This is a genomic window from Alteromonas sp. Mac1 (assembly GCF_001562125.1).
Classification (GTDB): Bacteria; Pseudomonadota; Gammaproteobacteria; order Enterobacterales; family Alteromonadaceae; genus Alteromonas; species Alteromonas stellipolaris.
This window is the reverse complement of record NZ_CP013932.1, coordinates 3,777,087-3,794,744: the sequence shown is the minus strand read 5'-3', so window position 1 is coordinate 3,794,744 and position 17,658 is coordinate 3,777,087. Positions and strand designations below refer to the sequence as shown.

Here is a 17,658-nt window from a genome sequence, read left to right as displayed (position 1 = left end):
TATTTTTTTTTAGTGGGATCCGCATATGACCCCAAAGTTATAAGCGAATAAATTATAAGTTGTGTTTTGTAGCATAAACCTTCCTAGTTGATGAAAACTCCTTTTCCAATATAGTAAGTGTATGAATGGTGAATAGTAAACATAAATTAGCCGCGTATTTCTCTTTTGATTTAAAAGTTAAGAAGATTTTTGTCATAGACACTAGTTGGGAGCCATTTTTGGCTGTTCATTGAATATTAATGGCTATACAGATGGTTTTTTTGACTTAGAATATCTCTCTTGAACTGCAATAATCCTAGCCTAGAGATAAGCCTCGGAGACTGAAGCCGCAACGAGAAAAACTGCCCTAATGCTCATCAAATAATGACTTATTTCTGATGTACTTGCGCATGTAGTGGTAGGTAATAGGCCGAAGTAGCCAACTGCGTAGCGATTTCAAAAATCGCTCGTGCGTGGGCGTGTTTTCATAAATTTGATCGTCGTGCAGCCACAGCATTTTACCCACATGCCAAAAATAGAAAGGGAAGGGGGGCATAAACGTGACTACGTCTAAGTCGCAGCAAATACGATATGTTTTATGGTGTAAAAGATAATTTTTGTACCATGAGCGACTGCCCACTGCAGGTTGCCCAAAGGTCACAACTCGTTTAACGGCTTTCGCATTTTTTCGTTCGAAATAATCGGCCATTAGCACCGCTACTGCACCGCCAGAAGAATGCCCAATGAACGTAAAGCGCTTACCCTGTTTTTGCAGAGGTTCTAGAACTTTTACAAGTAACTCCTGTAACGGCAGTGCTTCGTTAATTGTCTTCGTACTTGAATACATAGGTTGATTTAGTAATCGACTGAAGCCCCAATGCACATAGAATTTTTTATCTATTTGTCGGATCTTTGTAGGCAAAAAAATCAAGTTTGCTAACCAGTCTTTAAAACCTAGTGAGCCTCTAAATACCACGATGGCTTCTTTTTTATTATCTACCCACAATATCCTCACGCTCATCCTGCCATATTTATCGACTAAGTGGCGCTCGTAAAAGGGTTTGAGTATTTGACGATAATGCGCTTCGGCATCGGGGTAGGCTAGTTGGCAAAGAATGGCATATCGCTCGTATTGATAGCGTTTCAGTTTTTTCATAGAAAACTATATCAACTCGCTTTACTCTGTTTTGTGAGAAGGATTAATTCAGACACAATGACTCGAATTCTATAAAGCTATAGTGTTTATGTTTCAGCGATATTACGCACAGAATAATGAGGGCGAATAAAAGAAGTCGCGTAGAGGGCGGAATAAGCAGGGCGAGCAAAAGAGGAGAAGTAAATCATCATAACCAGGCTACAAAACCGCAGTATGCGATGCTCTCTGGAATGCTGATACGCCATTGTTTGCAGTTAAAATCGTTTATGAATAGAACCGAATAATGCGCCGCGGCAAAGTGATCTAACTGTATATAATTCACACTATTAATTAGAAGGGAAATACAGGTCTTCATTAGGGAGTTTTTATGTCAAGCGTAACACGTCGCCACTTTATTCGTATGACAGGAGCTGGCTTATTAGTCGCTCATAGCCCGCTCTCCTTGGCTTTAGGAAGCACTCAATCGCAGAAAAAGTTAGGTGTTGCTTTGCTAGGTTTAGGAAATTATAGCGCCAATTTACTTGCACCGGCACTTCAGCATACCGAACATTGTGAACTACGCGGCATAGTTACCGGTACAGAAAGTAAAATCTCACAGTGGCAGCATGAATACGGTATTCAGGATAGTAATGTGTATACCTACGATACTATGGATGAGATTGCGAATAACAAAGATATTGATGTTATTTATGTCGTTACGCCAACCGGTACACATAAAGATTTTGCAGTAAAAGCCGCGAACACAGGAAAGCACGTTTGGTGTGAAAAGCCTATGGCCATGGATAGCGACGAATGCCAAGCCATTATAGACACATGTAACAAGAATGGCGTGACGCTGTCTATTGGTTATCGCATGCAACATGAGCCCAACACACGCACTTTTCATCACTATCTGGAAAGCATGCCTTATGGGAAGTTTAAGAAGGTATCTAGCTTTGCTGGTTACGCGGGGCAAGGAAGAGATGCTAGCAATTGGCGAATGCAGCAACACATGGGAGGTGGGGCGCTTTATGATATGGGTGTATACGCTATTAATAGCGCTCGGTTTTTAACGGGTAAAGAGCCATTATCTGTTACAGGTAGTCATCCGCCCCAGCGTTTCCCTAATAAGTTTACCGAGGTCGATGAAACCACCATGTTTACCATGGATTTTGGAGATGGCCTAATGGCTGATTGTGGTACCAGCGTAGTAAAAGAATTCAACCACTTTAAAGCAGAATGCCAACAAGGTTGGTATCAATTAAAGCCTATGCAAAGCTACAACGGCGTAACGGGCACAACCTCTGATGGGAAAAAATTTGAGCCTATTAAAGGCATGCAGCAAACGCTTCAAATGGACAATGATGCTTTAGCCATACTCACCGACCGACAACCGCTAGTAACAGGAAGTGAAGGGCTAGCCGATATTCGTATTGTTAATGCAATATTTCGCGCTGCACAAACAGGAAAAGCGGTGGCGGTCTGACTAACCACCAGACACAAAAAAACCGACATAAAGTCGGTTTGTTGTTATCTCTTTTCATAGACTAAAAAGAGATGGTACCAGTGGGCGGACTTTAGGTTGGTCGCCACGCGAGGGGCCGACACTCGGCCGACACGCCTGCGTGGCGATTTCATGAATTTCAGGCACAAAAAACCAACTAAAAAGTTGGCTTAAATGTTTGGTACCAGTGGGCGGACTTTGGCTGGGCCGACACTCGGCCGACACGCTTGCGTGGCGATTTCATGAATTTCAGGCACAAAAAAACCAACTAAAAAGTTGGCTTAAATGTTTGGTACCAGTGGGCGGACTTGAACCGCCACGCCATTGCTGGCAACGGATTTTGAATCCGTCATGTCTACCAATTCCATCACACTGGCTTAGATAGGCTTGCTATCAATGAGGCTGCATTATAGCGATGTAGCTCAGGTGTACAAGTTTTTTTTAGGGTTTTATTGCCGTTATGTGTCTGACTGAATAAAAGATAAACATTCTTGGCTCTAGAAGGCTTTAAATACCAGCGCAGCCAAGAACGTTGATGGTAGTTAAGCCAATTTCATAGCGCGAATATTATGTACCTTTAACCATATAACAACGCCAATATGCGATAACGCCATCACTGCTATCATTGCCGACATTGCCGCAAACGGAGGTAACTGCTGAGCACCTACTAGCATGAGCCCCCAGCCAACTAACAACCATTGAATAACATAGTAGGTTGTAACGTTTCTCCCCCAAAAGCACAAAAGTGAAACAAAGCGATTAGCATTCTGACCTTGTGTTAAGCGTTGACAAAGCCATAGAAAAACAAGCGCACCACCCGTTAGGCTAATTATCATTCCTGGTCCCGGCCGCATGTTACTGGCCATATGATAATCTGTGTCGGTGATGGTTATTGGTAAACCCACTGCGATGATGGCGATGCCTATCCAAAATGATTTTTGAAAAAAATCATAAATATTGCTCGACTTCCTCAATCGGTAGCCAAATATCATACCCACAAGGGGGTAGGCCAGCCAAGGAAATAGTGGGAACATCGCCCCTTGATATTTATTTCCATTAAACAGTTTTAATACCCCGTCAATATACCCCCAGCCTGTTGATACATCCCATATAAAAGGGGATGCGAAAGTCACTAGAAAGGCGCTTAAAAACCAATATTTAGGGTGAGGGAGAAAGTGCTTAACAAGTAAACAGCACGCTAGTGCTATGCCTGCAAATTGCAGAATATCCACGATGAAAAATTCTGTGGTGGGTGTGTAGCTACCCAATTGTGCCTGTGTAACGAGTCCATTTTTCAGCGAAAGCCACATGGGAATGGTGCCTCTCGTAAGGTTAAGTAAATAACCTAGGGCAAATAAACCAAACGCTCGCTTTAAGCCTGCTGCCAACGGTTGGTGAGGGGTATAGGTAATAAACATTCCCATGATAAATACAAACCACGCGGCCACTTGCCAGCTAGCGAGAAGGTTAATTGATGAACCTATGAAACTTTCGTGCGTTTCAGTAGAGCCATAGAAATCTAGAACATGCACTAACACCATCAATACAATCAGTATGCCTCTAGCAAAATCGAAGGTATGAAGCCGGTGATTTAGAGAGGCACCTTGCTGCGGTGACGGGGAGGCTGAAATGGTCATTTTTACTTCCTTACTTCACGAGTTGCCATCTATGCGCTTAAGCATGTTTGCTGTAATCGCTGGATTAAATACCTATCGCGACTGAGTACTTGTTTACAATGGTTTCCAAACCACTCTAATGAGGTATCTGCATTGGCTATACCTGCACTATGATGCAGGTGCAGATATTCAATGAAATCCTGATAATCTACCGCGCCTTCAAAAATAGGTACCATGCCTTCTCGCGTTCCTGCAGCGGCATAGACGTTTTCAGGGGCAAAGACAGACAGATGACTTTCGCTGCTAATATTCTTAAAGTGAAAGTGATTAATATGTGGCAACAGTTCATCAAGCGCATGGGTAATTTCAGCGCCTGACTCCCACACGTGCAGTACGTCGAAATTTAACTGAAGATTATTTCTATCCACACAAGCGAACATTTCTTGTGTTGCTGTTACTGAGTCCGCGTAGGTTTTTGGGTGAGTCTCTATCACCAAATTCAAGCCGTGGGGGGCTAGCCAGTCGCATATTTTTTGTAGGCGATTGAACAGCTCTACTTTTTGGGAGTCAGTGTAATCAAGGCTGCCTTTGCCGCCAGCGAAAGTGCGAATTTTGCTCGCGCCCCAATGTTTGGCTAGCCTGCAAAGGTGCTGTACTTTGTGGTAAAGCACGTTCTCAGAAACCAGTAGCGGCAGGTAATCACTAAGCATAGTGGTTTTTAGGCCATATGTTGCCAGCCAATGCTTATCGTAATGCGGTTGGTCAGCAAGGTTATTTGCATGTGCGCCCCAAAGCTCAATCCCTTGAAAGTGGTTGGCCTGGGCCCATTGTGCTATTTCTTCTATCGAAATCAGTTGGTGTCGAAAAGAGATGGTACAAATTGAAAGGTTCATGCAGTAGCTTCCTCAGTGATTGTCTGCGAGCCGTGAAGGTCTAGTTTGTGCAATGCCGACCACTGTGAAAATACGTTGAATAAATGCTGCTTAATCCTAAATTCTCGTTCATCTTGCTGATCTATTAACGAATAGATTTCAGTGATTAACACATTCTTATTGGCCAAACTAAGTTGTTCTGTAGCAAGTTTCATCGCGCGAAACTGAATGTTTTTATAGTTGCTAACCAGCGCTTCAATCACATCACACCAGTGTTCAAATTCAGCTTCAGGAAAGCCAATATCGCGCCAGAAAAACGCGAATCCATGTTCATAGGCATATTTACGAATGGCTAATACGGGAAGCTGCTTAAGGGCTTCACCTAGTTGAGTGATATCAGTCGAGCTATTGTTCGTGTCTATATGTGCATCAACAATCTCGCGCACCTTGTCGGTCATAGGGTTGTTTTTGTCATTGAAGCTCGCAAGAAAATATTCGGCGATAACGCTGTTGCTTGTGGGCGTTATGTCTCTGCTATCAAAGATATACCCGCCTGCAACGGCTTTTGATTCAATAGCGGCGATGACTTGTGTTTTACTTTGTGTGCCTTCCCAACGAAAATCAGGATCGTGCATGAACCATGTTTCTGGGTCGTTTGTTTCTTCTAACATCACATAGTGGGGGAAGGGGTTTTGATTGAATTTGTTCTCACGTTCCGGCAGCAAATACATATCAAGCATAACCATGATATTTTCGCTTTCAGATTTCTGTGCCAATAATGTTTGTAAGGTATGAAGGTTCTCTTGTTTACTGAGCGTCTCGCAGTACCAAGACGTAACAGTCACGCCATATAATTTTTTATACCATTCCCTAAAGTCATCGTGGTTGATGTCATCTGAGTGATAGGCTAAATGGTGATCTTGGTTGACGAGTACTTCAGCGTCCCACACGCCAAAATAGAAAGGCCTATGATCTACATTTGGGTTAACTTTAATGCTTTCACATAAGCAGCTTACGAAGCAGTGCACCTTAATATCTTCAAATTCTTCCTGAGCTTGCGATAAGTCATCAGTTGCGTCGCTACTTTTACTCGTATCGGTATTCGATTGTGTTAATAGAAAGTCTGCTAGCGAAGACACAGTAGCAACGTCGTCGTTGTTTAGTGCAGCATCGGGTATGCCGATACCAAGGGTTAATTCAATATGTACGAGTAGCTGCATAATTTGTACTGAATCTAAATACAAATCTTCATTTAGCCGAGCCGAAGGCGTGAAGTGATGCAGCTTCTGATTGTTGAGTTCTTTTTCAAGTATCAATTTAATAGCATCAATAATGGTGGTTTTATTCATGGTTAACCCGCTACCTGCTCAAGCGCGCTTTGAGGCTTTTGGTTTGCATAATTTTCTGCCAGTTTTTTCCGATTCACTTTGCCGTTTGCTAGGCGTTCAATGTGCTCCACTGCATGCAAATACTGCGGAATTTGGTATGCGGCAAGTTTGTCACGGCACCACATACGCAGCGCATCGGCATCGAGTTGGTCGGTGGTGAAATATAAACAGGCTCGCTGACCCGCCGTGGTGTCGTTTACTTTAAATAGTACGGCATCTATCACGCTTGGATGCTCAAGAACAATATCTTCAATCTCTTGCGGGTATACATTTAAACCCGACACAATAATGGTGTCGTCTTGGCGGGCAACGAAGTGCAATACAGGAGAAGCGTTTTCTACGTGCTCAAAATAGCCTAAGTCTTGGGTATAAATGATTTGTGGCTGATGGCATGTATTAATTGCAGGTACGGTTATTACAATTTCTTCTGGATGATTGGCATCTTGCCCACTAGATATTTGAACATGGGGGAGAACTTCTCCAATGCTGGTATTCGAAGATTCGATACGGCTTAAGCTTACGCACCCAGACTCAGAGCAGCCATACTGTTGATAAAGGTGTGTTACCCGCTTGCCTACCTTTTCAAGTGTTGGTTTTGACATTAAGGTGCCTGAGGTCATTGCGGCATAAAGTGAGTTGGTTTTGGGCCAAAGCAAGCTAATCATATTTAGCATCGCGGGCGATGAATAAAGCAGTGGCTTTTTCGCTGCCATCACCATCTTCATGATGAATTTAGGATTGATGTTAGTAATGATTGTTGGGCTTTTTCCTCTGCCTAAGGCAACCAAAACGCCGCATATAAGTCCATAGGAATGGGTAACGGGGCACGCTACATATGGGGTCATGTCATCGGCGTCTTGAAAATGAGAAATGTAACTGGCAATTTCTATATCGATTGCAACCCAACTTCGTTTTATGCACTTAGGTTCGCCTGTAGTGCCTGAACTCATTTGAATAAGCCCTGCAATACCGTCTGTTTCGCCGCGATAATCAACAGTTATTTGGTTGTGCATATCGCCGAAAAACAACACCCCACATTTTGCTCGGCATGCGTTGCGTTTAGCCAGCTCTAGTGGTGTATCTGGGTGAATGGGCAGTACAGAAATGTCATGGTTTTTAGCATAAAGACATAGCGCCAACCAAGTCGCGGTGTCACGAAGACACACTGCTATATTGACGTGCTTATCATGCAATACGGAAATGGTTGAGAATTGCTGATAGAAACGTTCAAAATCGTAGGTGGAATAAAAAGTGGTATCAACACTTAACATGAAAATCTCCTGCACATTAAAGTGGATGTAAAGGGTTAGGAATGGTGTGATGGAATTCTTGCGCACCTTGTCCGCTCAGCTTTTTAGCGAGTAGTGATTCGGTTTGAATTTTGGGCGCAAGCAAATCGATTTTGTGTATACGACTACGCCACGAAGGGGAATTTTTTTCGTAGGCGGATAATGTATTGGTAACCTGTTGCCAAAACTGCGTTTCTTCATAGTGATAGAAGCGCTGCATTAGTGTGGCTACGTCGGTAAGGTTGTAAACAAACAGGGTATCAACTAAGAGTTCCCGAAGAGCATCAACTTGTGACATCCAGTAATACTGATTGTCTGGCGCATGAACATAGTCGTGATGTAATTCAGCGAAATGGGGTTTCAGTTTAGGTTGAGCGAGGTAATCTTCTACGTACTCCACACTTTCGTGAAAATCTCGAAGTACTACCGACGTTGGCCACCCATGCTGATGCCGTAATATCATATTTTGTGCATGTGCTTCCACGGCTATTCCGTGCTTAACTAGCAAGTGCCAAACCGGAATAATGGTTGCTTCAATTAATTGAGTTAGCCACGCTTCACAGCCGTATTTATTTATCCATGGATCGATAAAGGGCAAGCCGTCTTGTTCAACAAGTGATAATGCAGCAAAGGGAAGGGCGTCTGTATGGCCCCCCTGTAGAGGTTGGCTGTTGCGAAAGATTACACTAAGGCTTGGGGATAACTTATTCGCCCAATGTTCGCTACCCGCAGCAACATTAGGATGTCGAACTACGATGCCTGCATATTCATGTTGGATAGCAAAGTTTTGCCTTTTTTGATACCAGCTGTCTTGCTTAATAAGCGTATCTAACCAGTTTGAAATGACCGGGGCTGTTGTCACTGAGTGAGGCTCAATGGTTCGCAAAGAAGACGTATTTACCATGTTCATAGGTAACTTTACATGTGCTTTTTGGGGGGAAGTGATATTCAGTAAAGTCCTTACTGAAATGGTGGCTTGATAGCTATCACCACACTCGCCTAGGTCGATAATCTCTTTGTTATTGATTGGCTGCGAAAGTGCAGTGCTAAGTTTGTTCCGTTGCCATGGGTGTATTGGCAGTAAACCATACTCTTGGCTATCAGGCGTCAATACCTGCAGACGTTGTCGTAATGTAGTTAGGGTGCTTTCCCCAAGTTCTTGCTGCCAAAAACAATCTTCCTCAGTAGGTAGATTTGCCGCTAAGAATTGGCGTTTGATGGCTAGCCAATGAAGCTTGAATTCACTGCCTGCTTCAGGGCTATAACTAGCATGATCGCTAAGGCTAAAACCTGTTCGAGCTTTAAAGCAAGGGTGGTAAGGGTGACCTTCTAAAATAGCTGACTCTAGCGCCGAGTAATTAAGGTCGCGACGGCTTTTAATCGGCGTTAAATGGGCATCGTTCCACTCAGAAAACCCAATGGTTTGAGACAACTCCTTCAGTAATTGGTCTTTCGTGGCATCACTTGCGGGTAAAGCATTTATCAGCGTAGGTAAATCGATAGTGGCAGTCTTAAAAGGCGCGATTTGCTTTATATAGGTTGCATCTAATCGAATGCGGCCGAAGCTTGAGATATGGCCGCGGGCAATATAGCGAGTGTCGCCAACGGAAAACCAAAAATTACCGTTGGTGTAGTGATAAGGAACAAGCTGCTCAAACAGTAATGCCTCAACAAGCTGCTTGATAACCCGTGATTTTGCAGCTGAATTTAGCCCATGCTGACGATGGGCTAATTTAGTACTGGTTTCTACATTAAGCTGATTCAAGGCAGGCCTCGAGGGTGGTTGTTGCGGTACTGGATACAGAAACTTGAGGGGCTTTGCGATAGAAAGGATTTTTAATTTGGGTATAAACGGCTTGTTCCATCTCAGCCTGCAATTCATCAACGTCGTCGACTCGTGTCAGTAAATTGCCTTTACAAGGAATGGACTTACGCTCTGTAATGGAGCGTATCAAGCCCTGTCCAAGAGGAGATACTTGGGTTAGAAGTTTATCTAATTTAATGCGGGCTAGGTTAAGCAGGGTTTCTTCACTCACTAACCCGTCTAAGCCTAAGCGGTTGATTACCGAGAAGAGTTGGTTAATGACCAAGTAATAGCCAAACCGGTCAAAAATCATATTGTTATCGTAAAATAACTCTGGGCATTTAATGAGATCGGGCTCAAGCTGCATCAGCGTGCTTTTAACCGAACTTGAAAGATAGAACCCTTGATTGTCTCGATAAAAATACGTTTTAGGATAGCCTTCAGTAAGGTCTAGCAGGGAATTTTGCTGGTGGGCTTCAAGTGCAATACCAAATTGATCGAATAAGCGAATGGCAGGCTCTATAGCGCATTGCCAGTAGCGGTCGAACCATGCAATGCTTGTTTGATGCAGTGAACGGCCCTGTTGCTCAGAAAGTGTATGAACAATGGTAGAAAGCTTCGAGCGCTCATTAGGAAGAATAGCGTCCTGCACCAGTGCCGCTATCGACTGTATGCCTCCAATACCTAATTCATTCTTGGTTTGTTTAAAGGGGTTGTCGCGCAATATCATTTCAAAGCCACTTTCATCCCTATCAGGTAGAGAAAGTGATAGATAAGCGGGGTCGCCAATAACTTGAAACTGTGGATGAAGTGACGAAAAACGTGTGGTATTAAGTAGCTTCGCTAAGGTCACGCCAGCATCAAGCTCATGACCCATATTAATACGCATGGAGTTGGTGATTTTAACCGGAATAGAAACTTTCACCATGAAGTTAAGCTGTTCACAATACAGAGTTCGAACCGACGATGTTGGTGTGAACGTTGCGCCCAGCGGACCTATGGGATGCAGTTGCCCGGTGGAAATTAATTGTTGAATGTAATCTTGCTTCAGTAACCATTCTGCTTGAAGTGGGTGAACGGCCACTAATGCTTTTCCCGACTCACTAAACTGCTTAACTAAAGCGAGTTCTGTATCACAGGCACCTTGCTCTGCAATACGAAGTACAATCTGTTCTGCACAAAGTGCAATTGCAGAACTTTGGTTTAACCATTGGCGCTCCACGGCAAAAAAATGCAGTTTGAAACAGCCTTTAAGTTCAGGGGCATAATGCGCGTGTTGCCATCGGTGCATACCTTGGCGAGACTTGGGAGTAGGGTGCAGCCAGTGGCCAAACAACACCGACTGTTCAGAGTCAATGAAGCGAGGGCTTTGTAGTGCGGGATCATCTTTTCTTTCTTGAATATAATCAGCCATAATCTGATGGCTTTCAATAGTGCGAGATGTGAGCTCTAATTCTTGATCGCAAACATGGTGGCTGTTCGACCGAGCGTAGATTTCTTTAATTAAGAGCATGATGGCTGAAATGGAATCTAGCTGGCGCCACTCCATGCTGTTAAGTCGTTGATGGTAGATTCCAGTGAGTTTGTGTCTTCCCACGATTGACCGAAACGCCACACCGAATACCAGCTTTATTTCACTGTGCTGAAGTTGTAATTCCAGCATGAATTTATCGTGGTTCCCTGTATCGAAGCCGCTTGCTAAATTCCATTGTGCTATCGAGTGCCAAACCCCTTCATCTATTTCTTTTAAATAGCCGTTAACAAAGGCTTGGTAGGATGCATTATCTGCGATTTGCTTGGCGATTGTGGCCATGCTTTTCTCCCCTTACTCAGACATTAAAATTCGCAGTCATCGTAATGAGAATGATTATCATACTCAAGTTGGTTTACATTTGTTACTTATTCCAAAAGCGTAGAAGGGCGAAAACGATAGCTATATATGAGTGCAAAAACAAAGGTCAGCCATTCGGCAATAGGCAGTGCGATCAGAAATAATAGCGGGGAAGGTGACAGCGACAATAGTGTGGTGTGATAAAAAACCAGGTAGAGAAATACCAGCATAGTGGCAGGGAACAAAATGCTACGGCATAGCGCTATCAGAGCCGATGGTGCGGGTTTATGAATGGCCGTTAGGTAGCATCCTAAAAGAATATTAATACCATTTACAATGAATACCGGCCACATTAGGCCAATAACGTCACCAACAAGTTCAGTTACCTCGCTGTCCCGTTCATTTAAAAATAAGGTGGTGAGAGATGTTTGTGCAAAAATCAGTGCTCCCGCCAACAGCAAGCCGGTTAGTAATACACTTGAAAGTGAAATCTTTAAAAATGCGTAAACTCGAGGGGTGTTCTTGGCGCCGTAATTCTGGCTAACCAGTAAATGAAGAGCATCAGCGACCCCATAAGACACCATCACGCTAAGAAAAATAAAATAATTCACCACGCTAAACGCAGCAACACCATTTGCACCTAACTGCGCAATCAGCAGCCAATTTAGTAGTAAGAAAAGCGCACCAACTGATACTTCATTTACGAATTCTGAAACGCCGTTATAGGCAGTGGAAACGATGGCGCGCCAATTTTGCTGTTTAAAAGAAAAACGCAAGGTACGTTTGGGGCTGAAGAAGTAGGTCACAAGCACCATGCACTGTATAAGTTGCGCGATGGCAGTGGCATAGGCGGCGCCCGCTATTCCCATATCAAGGTGCAATATGAATACCCAATCAAGAACAACATTAGTAAGCGCCCCTATGACTAAGGCTTTTGTTCCCAGCACAGGATGACCATCGGTGCGCACAAAATAATAAAGCACCATGGTGCTTAGTTGCAGAATGAACACCCAACGAATAATGGCAAAATACTCGGTTACCAGCGGTTGAATATGTGCAGGTACGTTTAAAATTGCGTACAACGTAGGCTCAAGAGCCAAGCTTAGCAGTGCGAAAAAAAGATTAACTAGCACTGCGGTTATCAGTGTCTTACTCATAATGTCAGAGGCGGCTGTGGTGTTACCTTCTCCTAAATACTTACCAGCAGTTACCGCACCGCCAATGGCGAGCATGAGTGATATAGCTATAAGGAAGGTTAAATACGGCAGCAGCAGACTAACGGCGGCTAGAGCATCTGAGCCAACGATATTCCCTACAAAAATACCATCTACAAGGCTTGCTGTGGTGAGTGATAGTAAGCCTATCATTGAAGGAATAACGTAATAGAAAAATGTGATGATGGGGGGGCCTGCCAGAACCCGGTTTTGCTCGCGACTACTCATTGCCTGCTCGTTTGTAAATATTTATCCCTGTGCTAGAAACCTCATCGGTGGCCAGCGCGAAGAGGCAAAGGTTATGCGCGAGAAGCGTTAGGTGCAATCAAGGTTACATTTGTGACATTTGATGTGCGTTGATATGGCATTCAAAAAGAACCGCCTAACACAAGTGCTAAGCGGCATGATAAAAAAGGCCTACTTTTAAGACTCTTACCAGCGCTGAATAGTCCAGTTAATCGCAATGATGGCAATGACTGATGATAGCAGTGGCATTAAGGTTTTGGCATAAAACGTATAATGTCTAAGCCACAACAACAAAGGCAATAACACTGCTACAATAGCTAACTGACCTACTTCAACACCAATGTTAAATGCAGCCACACTTAGCACAAGGTTATTTGACTGCGCATTTAAATCGGCAAATACGCTGGCGAACCCCATTCCATGCAATAAGCCAAAAGCAAACGTAATAATGCCTAATCGCACAATGAGCGGGTAAATGTTATTAAGGGCCGTCAGCAATACTGAAATAGCGATACCTAGTTCAACTAAACGGCTATCTAACGCAATAAAATTAAGCGCGGTAGCGGTTAAGGTAATAGAGTGCGCCAGAGTGAACGCACTGACTAATATTACAGTGTGCTTTACTACTCGTGAGGCTGAAGGCTCTTTTTGCCACTGTTTTTTCTCTCTTGCTAAGTTAACTGTCAGCAAGGTAGCCACTAAGAATAGGATGTGGTCGATCCCAATAAAGATGTGCCACACGCCTTCGTACACTAGCGAAATGAACAGTGCGGTTAGCGACGTAGTGACAGCATCATATGTCACGCTGCGATTATCAAAATCAAGTACGCTGGTAACTGATGTCTTCTCTGTGCTGCTTTGTGAACTAACTCCTGATTGGCCAGCAAGGTTTACGTTCACAAGAAGCTTATGGGTGGGGCTATGTTCAAAAATGCCGTCGTAGTGAATGCCCAACGTGCCGGCTGATTCACACATAACTTGAATAGGTGAAACTAAGTAGGAATCGCCGGAAACACTTCTAATATTTGGCATGCTAAGGCTAATTTTGCAGGGTGTGTCATCTACTTTAATACTTAGCACTTTAGCGATATAGCTTTGTAATAGGGGCTGGTTTTGGTGAATTTCACCCCAGGTTAGTGCGCCATTGCCGTTAGTATCTAGCCCTGCTACTTGCCCAATATCATCGGGCTTTAATAACAATTCGCCGCTATAGGTATTTTCTTCACCCGCGCTTAACGTTAAATATCCGCTACTAAGTTCGTGGGCGTTTACTACGCTTGCGTTCATAACTAAAAGTGACAAAAAAAGGGTAACTACAAGTGCTTTCATATATATTCTTTAATTCAATGTAGATGATGTGGCAACAGCGCTTTCGGCTCGTGCAAGTAGCCTAGCGTCACTTCGTGTTTGTGCCGCTTGCCAATTTAGCCTAGCGAACTTCAGGGCTATAGCAGGTTTATAGTCAATATCCAAAAAGTAACTAGCCACTTGCGCTGCATGAGACACATCTTCTCGCCAAGTACGTAAGGCCATTCTATCAGCTAATTGCTTTTGAATTTCAGTACCATGAAGACTTATTTGTCTTTCTGCTTTTGCCCAGCGAAGCAGTAAGCCATCATCAATGCTATTGCCAGCATTATTACCGCTATCGTTAGAAGTAAGGCTAAAAGTACGTTTAGAGGTAGAGTTTGAAGCTGATTGCATTGCCTTGAATCTATCGATGATACGTTGAGGTTGTGCGAGTTTTAGCTGCGCATCAGACCACAACAATAATGCACTTACTGGTAGCTTTTGAGCGCTTAGCTTGTCTAGATGTGAAATAGTCGCCTCTGGCTTGTCTAGGCTATAAGCCATGGCTGCCAAGGTTTCGTAGTACCACAACCTTTCGCTATCGCTTACTTCCTCTGCATGCGCTTTGTCAGCAAATCCTTCAAGGCTTAGTAATTTCTCATAAGTGGCAGTACTGGTATTGAGTGTGAATTCGGCGTTCAACATACACGTAAAGGCTAATAAGTAGCTAGTTTTGCCTACTAGTTGCTGGCAATGTGTTTTGGCTGCTGCAGGGTTGCCTTGTTGAATATTAATGTCAGCGAGTAGCAATAAAGCCGCTGCATTATTGGTTGTATCTATAGTATTTAAAATAGCCGCAGCTTGGCTAAATTGGTGAGTGCCTTGTAGCACTTTGGCTTCTAGCACCATTAATTCTGTTAGCGCTGTTGCCGATAGGGTATCTTTTTTTTGCTTTTGATAATGAATAAAGTGGGTAACTTGTTGTCTTTCATTGCCCGTAGCATCGGGATAGCGGCTTTCATTAAGCAATTTTTTAGCTTGGGATAAGGTCATCTCTGTTTCGGATTTTGCACTCCAAGTCGCAATTACCGTATCGCTTGAATATTCAGTGCTGCTTGCGGAAAATGCTGAAATGTTTAGCAGAGTTAACGTGCTTAATGCCAAAAAACGACTGACTAATTTCTTCATAACTTAACCTACTGTGGTTATTTTTCGCTAATAAGCAAACGTAAGAAAAAGCGCCTTCCCTAGCGCTACGGCTATTTACTGCTGAGGTAGTAAGTCATCAAAACTGCTTTCTTCAGCATCCTGAGTGAATGCTCTTCCATTAATAGGAAGGGGCTCATCAGTCTCTTCTTGATTAAATGCTTCTCGTGTATAGCTTGAAAACGAGACTTGTTGCGCATCTATAGTAATAGTGACTTCACCTGTGTCAGCATCAGCTACGCCGTCAGATACACTGAAAACAAAAGAATCAGTTCCGGTAAACTGCGCATTAGGCGTATAGGTAAAATCACCGTCTGCTGTTACCGTTGTGGTTCCGTTTTCGCTGTCTGTGGCCAGCGTATAGGTTAACGGGTCGCCATTAGCATCACTTGCACTGAGCATTTCGGTAAACGCAATATCTGCCTGGGTAGTGAACATGGCATCTTCAGCTACTGGTGCCACGTTTACTTCTGGCTTATCATCGTCATTATCAAAGCATCCAGTGAGCGCGCTTACTGCGCCCACTAACACTATGCCTCTTAAAAGAGCGTTGTTCATAATCATCACTCCTTATTCAGAACCTGCAATAGGTGTTTTAAGGTAAGGGAATGACGCATCGGTCATACTGGCATCAACTGGCGCACCATCAGTGAATGGAACATTACCTACGCTCGCATCTTCTTCTGCGCATAAGCCAAGGTTAGTTTCTTCACCGTTCACTGGAATGGGATAACACAAGCGACCCATTACAACGCGAAGGGCAATATCTACTACATCATCGCCTGGTCTTCTTCCATTCGGAAAACCAGCTAAATCGTCGCCTGCTACACCGAATGCAGATTGATCAGCTGCAGGTGTTGCTGGAATGCCTGTATTTAAGCGAAGCATTTCAGACGCCGTTACCGTGGCTTGCTGGTTAACGCCAGGGAAACCGGTTAAGAACGCAGCAACTAAATCGTTTCTAGGGAAGTTAGTAGGTGCAAGGGTTTCAATTGATGTACCTAACGTTGTGTTTACTGCATCCTTAAACAAGATGTTTAGTAATTCTGGTAGTGCAGGGTGAGTAACATAATCAGCGAACTGGCCGTCATCACTTGGGTGGGCACTAGAGAAGGTATCTTTATCACCAATCCCGATAACAAGCTCGTTAACTAAAGGGCTGCCTAAGCGAGATACTTGGGTCATCGCGCCGCCATTAACTTCTGGCGATGCAAAGGTTGCATCTGGGTTCAAAATACGGGCTTGCGGAAGGCTTGCTGTTGTCCAGCTTCCTACTACGCCGTTACCGTCGCCCGTAACACACGTTGATGGCACTTCTACAGAAATCGAAGTCACATTTTTATCTGCCAAGTCATCATTGTCATCACTTTGCGTAATGCCCCCTGGGAAGCCGCCGCCATCACCAGCGCCAGGGGCACTGTCGCCTTCAACGGGTACATAATTCACCAAGTCGAAGGTTTTACCTAGGTTTACCACAAACGGGTCTTTACGTTGGCCTACAAATACCTTTGCCATGTCATCACAGCCAGGTATCGAGAATGAATAAATAAAACTTTCGGCATAGCGGGCGTATTCTGCTTCGCTGGTGAAGGTTTTATTACCAATGTAATCAAGCGGTTTGGTAAACATATCACCTGCACTTGGCGTTAGCGTAGTACGCTCACCGCTTTGCATGTCGCCCGATACCATAGTTAAGCTATACATTTCTGAGAAGTTAGCGGCACTTTGATCGTCTGCGCTAACAGGGCCGATGTTCTTTAATGGCACTTTGACCATTTTTTCTTCGCCAGCTGCGCCAATAGGCAATGCAATGCCTTCATTTTCAGCGGCAAGCATAGATTGAAACTCAAAAACGAAACTAATGTCTTCAACTGCATCGCCATCGCTGTCGATATGAATAGTATATTGCGCGCTGGGATCCATGGCGAAATAGTTAGGACCGCCGTAGGCATCTTGCAGTGGAATGTAATTTGCGATGAAAGTAACGTAGCCCTCACGTCCTTCTTCGTAGCTGTTAAATGCGTAAAAATCGGTACTGTCTAAAGCAGGGTGACGAGTAATGTTTGGTGCTTCTCGGTGACTTGAAGCAACTGCGCTTGCGGCAATAAGTGCGCAAGATACAGCAACTACTGAACGTTTAATCGAAATCATATTATGTCTCTTAGTGAGTGAGTTCATAAAGCCAAACGATTCGGATGGGAAGTTGGATGCAATATAATTTACTTTTATTTAAAACCTTTTTATCAATCATAAAAAAGCCGACTTGAACGTCGGCTTTTGTAAG

General features: G+C 43.8%; 13 protein-coding genes and 1 tRNA gene. 1 reads left to right on the top strand and 13 read right to left on the bottom strand.

Annotated features, from left to right (window positions below; genetic code table 11):
• Nucleotides 1-346: 346 nt before the first annotated feature.
• Entirely contained in the window at nt 347-1,135 is a 789-nt protein-coding gene (locus AV939_RS16200) for a lipase family protein (RefSeq protein WP_057789642.1), read from the bottom strand.
• 367 nt (nt 1,136-1,502) lie between these two features.
• Between AV939_RS16200 and AV939_RS16195 the strand changes: the two genes are divergently transcribed.
• Nucleotides 1,503-2,600: a Gfo/Idh/MocA family protein gene (locus AV939_RS16195; RefSeq protein WP_057789644.1), complete on the top strand. Its 1,098-nt coding sequence runs from the start codon at nt 1,503-1,505 to the stop codon at nt 2,598-2,600.
• Nucleotides 2,601-2,908: 308 nt separating this feature from the next.
• On the opposite strand, the gene AV939_RS16190 is transcribed toward AV939_RS16195, so the two are convergent.
• The 12 genes from AV939_RS16190 to AV939_RS16135 form a co-directional block, all read right to left on the bottom strand.
• Nucleotides 2,909-2,995 (bottom strand) — tRNA-Leu (locus tag AV939_RS16190).
• Nucleotides 2,996-3,160: 165 nt separating this feature from the next.
• Complete coding sequence (locus tag AV939_RS16185; protein ID WP_057789646.1) at nt 3,161-4,255, bottom strand: heparan-alpha-glucosaminide N-acetyltransferase domain-containing protein; 1,095 nt, start codon at nt 4,253-4,255, stop codon at nt 3,161-3,163.
• Nucleotides 4,256-4,284: 29 nt separating this feature from the next.
• Nucleotides 4,285-5,127, bottom strand: coding sequence for a sugar phosphate isomerase/epimerase family protein (locus AV939_RS16180; protein WP_057789649.1), 843 nt, complete (start codon nt 5,125-5,127; stop codon nt 4,285-4,287).
• A complete protein-coding gene (locus AV939_RS16175) occupies nt 5,124-6,455 on the bottom strand; it encodes a DUF6005 family protein (protein WP_061997892.1) in 1,332 nt (443 codons plus the stop codon). The genes AV939_RS16180 and AV939_RS16175 overlap by 4 nt, the downstream gene beginning before the upstream one ends.
• 2 nt (nt 6,456-6,457) lie before the next feature.
• A complete protein-coding gene (locus tag AV939_RS16170) occupies nt 6,458-7,765 on the bottom strand; it encodes an AMP-binding protein (RefSeq protein WP_057789653.1) in 1,308 nt (435 codons plus the stop codon).
• A gap of 16 nt (nt 7,766-7,781) precedes the next feature.
• Nucleotides 7,782-9,548 (bottom strand): IucA/IucC family protein, encoded by a 1,767-nt coding sequence (locus AV939_RS16165; RefSeq protein ID WP_057789655.1) that lies wholly within the window; start codon nt 9,546-9,548, stop codon nt 7,782-7,784.
• Nucleotides 9,535-11,400 (bottom strand): IucA/IucC family protein, encoded by a 1,866-nt coding sequence (locus tag AV939_RS16160; protein ID WP_057789657.1) that lies wholly within the window; start codon nt 11,398-11,400, stop codon nt 9,535-9,537. The genes AV939_RS16165 and AV939_RS16160 overlap by 14 nt, the downstream gene beginning before the upstream one ends.
• An 86-nt stretch (nt 11,401-11,486) precedes the next feature.
• On the bottom strand, nt 11,487-12,860 hold the full coding sequence (locus AV939_RS16155) for an MATE family efflux transporter (protein ID WP_057789659.1): 1,374 nt from the start codon (nt 12,858-12,860) through the stop codon (nt 11,487-11,489).
• A 204-nt stretch (nt 12,861-13,064) separates the two neighbouring features.
• A complete protein-coding gene (locus tag AV939_RS16150; protein WP_057789661.1) occupies nt 13,065-14,207 on the bottom strand; it encodes a HupE/UreJ family protein in 1,143 nt (380 codons plus the stop codon).
• Nucleotides 14,208-14,216: 9 nt separating this feature from the next.
• The gene (locus tag AV939_RS16145) at nt 14,217-15,356 is read right to left on the bottom strand and encodes a hypothetical protein (RefSeq protein WP_057789663.1); all 1,140 of its coding nucleotides are present in this window, start codon (nt 15,354-15,356) and stop codon (nt 14,217-14,219) included.
• Nucleotides 15,357-15,431: 75 nt separating this feature from the next.
• The gene (locus tag AV939_RS16140) at nt 15,432-15,932 is read right to left on the bottom strand and encodes an Ig-like domain-containing protein (RefSeq protein ID WP_057789665.1); all 501 of its coding nucleotides are present in this window, start codon (nt 15,930-15,932) and stop codon (nt 15,432-15,434) included.
• A gap of 12 nt (nt 15,933-15,944) precedes the next feature.
• A complete protein-coding gene (locus AV939_RS16135) occupies nt 15,945-17,525 on the bottom strand; it encodes a DUF4331 domain-containing protein (protein WP_057789667.1) in 1,581 nt (526 codons plus the stop codon).
• Nucleotides 17,526-17,658: the final 133 nt, after the last annotated feature.

What these genes read in the sequence shown, in the direction of transcription:
- AV939_RS16200 (WP_057789642.1), bottom strand. Translation starts at nt 1,135, where the DNA reads ATGAAAAAACTGAAACGCTATCAATACGAGCGATATGCCATTCTTTGC.
- AV939_RS16195 (WP_057789644.1), top strand. Translation starts at nt 1,503, where the DNA reads ATGTCAAGCGTAACACGTCGCCACTTTATTCGTATGACAGGAGCTGGC.
- AV939_RS16185 (WP_057789646.1), bottom strand. Translation starts at nt 4,255, where the DNA reads ATGACCATTTCAGCCTCCCCGTCACCGCAGCAAGGTGCCTCTCTAAAT.
- AV939_RS16180 (WP_057789649.1), bottom strand. Translation starts at nt 5,127, where the DNA reads ATGAACCTTTCAATTTGTACCATCTCTTTTCGACACCAACTGATTTCG.
- AV939_RS16175 (WP_061997892.1), bottom strand. Translation starts at nt 6,455, where the DNA reads ATGAATAAAACCACCATTATTGATGCTATTAAATTGATACTTGAAAAA.
- AV939_RS16170 (WP_057789653.1), bottom strand. Translation starts at nt 7,765, where the DNA reads ATGTTAAGTGTTGATACCACTTTTTATTCCACCTACGATTTTGAACGT.
- AV939_RS16160 (WP_057789657.1), bottom strand. Translation starts at nt 11,400, where the DNA reads ATGGCCACAATCGCCAAGCAAATCGCAGATAATGCATCCTACCAAGCC.
- AV939_RS16155 (WP_057789659.1), bottom strand. Translation starts at nt 12,860, where the DNA reads ATGAGTAGTCGCGAGCAAAACCGGGTTCTGGCAGGCCCCCCCATCATC.
- AV939_RS16150 (WP_057789661.1), bottom strand. Translation starts at nt 14,207, where the DNA reads ATGAAAGCACTTGTAGTTACCCTTTTTTTGTCACTTTTAGTTATGAAC.
- AV939_RS16145 (WP_057789663.1), bottom strand. Translation starts at nt 15,356, where the DNA reads ATGAAGAAATTAGTCAGTCGTTTTTTGGCATTAAGCACGTTAACTCTG.
- AV939_RS16140 (WP_057789665.1), bottom strand. Translation starts at nt 15,932, where the DNA reads ATGAACAACGCTCTTTTAAGAGGCATAGTGTTAGTGGGCGCAGTAAGC.
- AV939_RS16135 (WP_057789667.1), bottom strand. Translation starts at nt 17,525, where the DNA reads ATGATTTCGATTAAACGTTCAGTAGTTGCTGTATCTTGCGCACTTATT.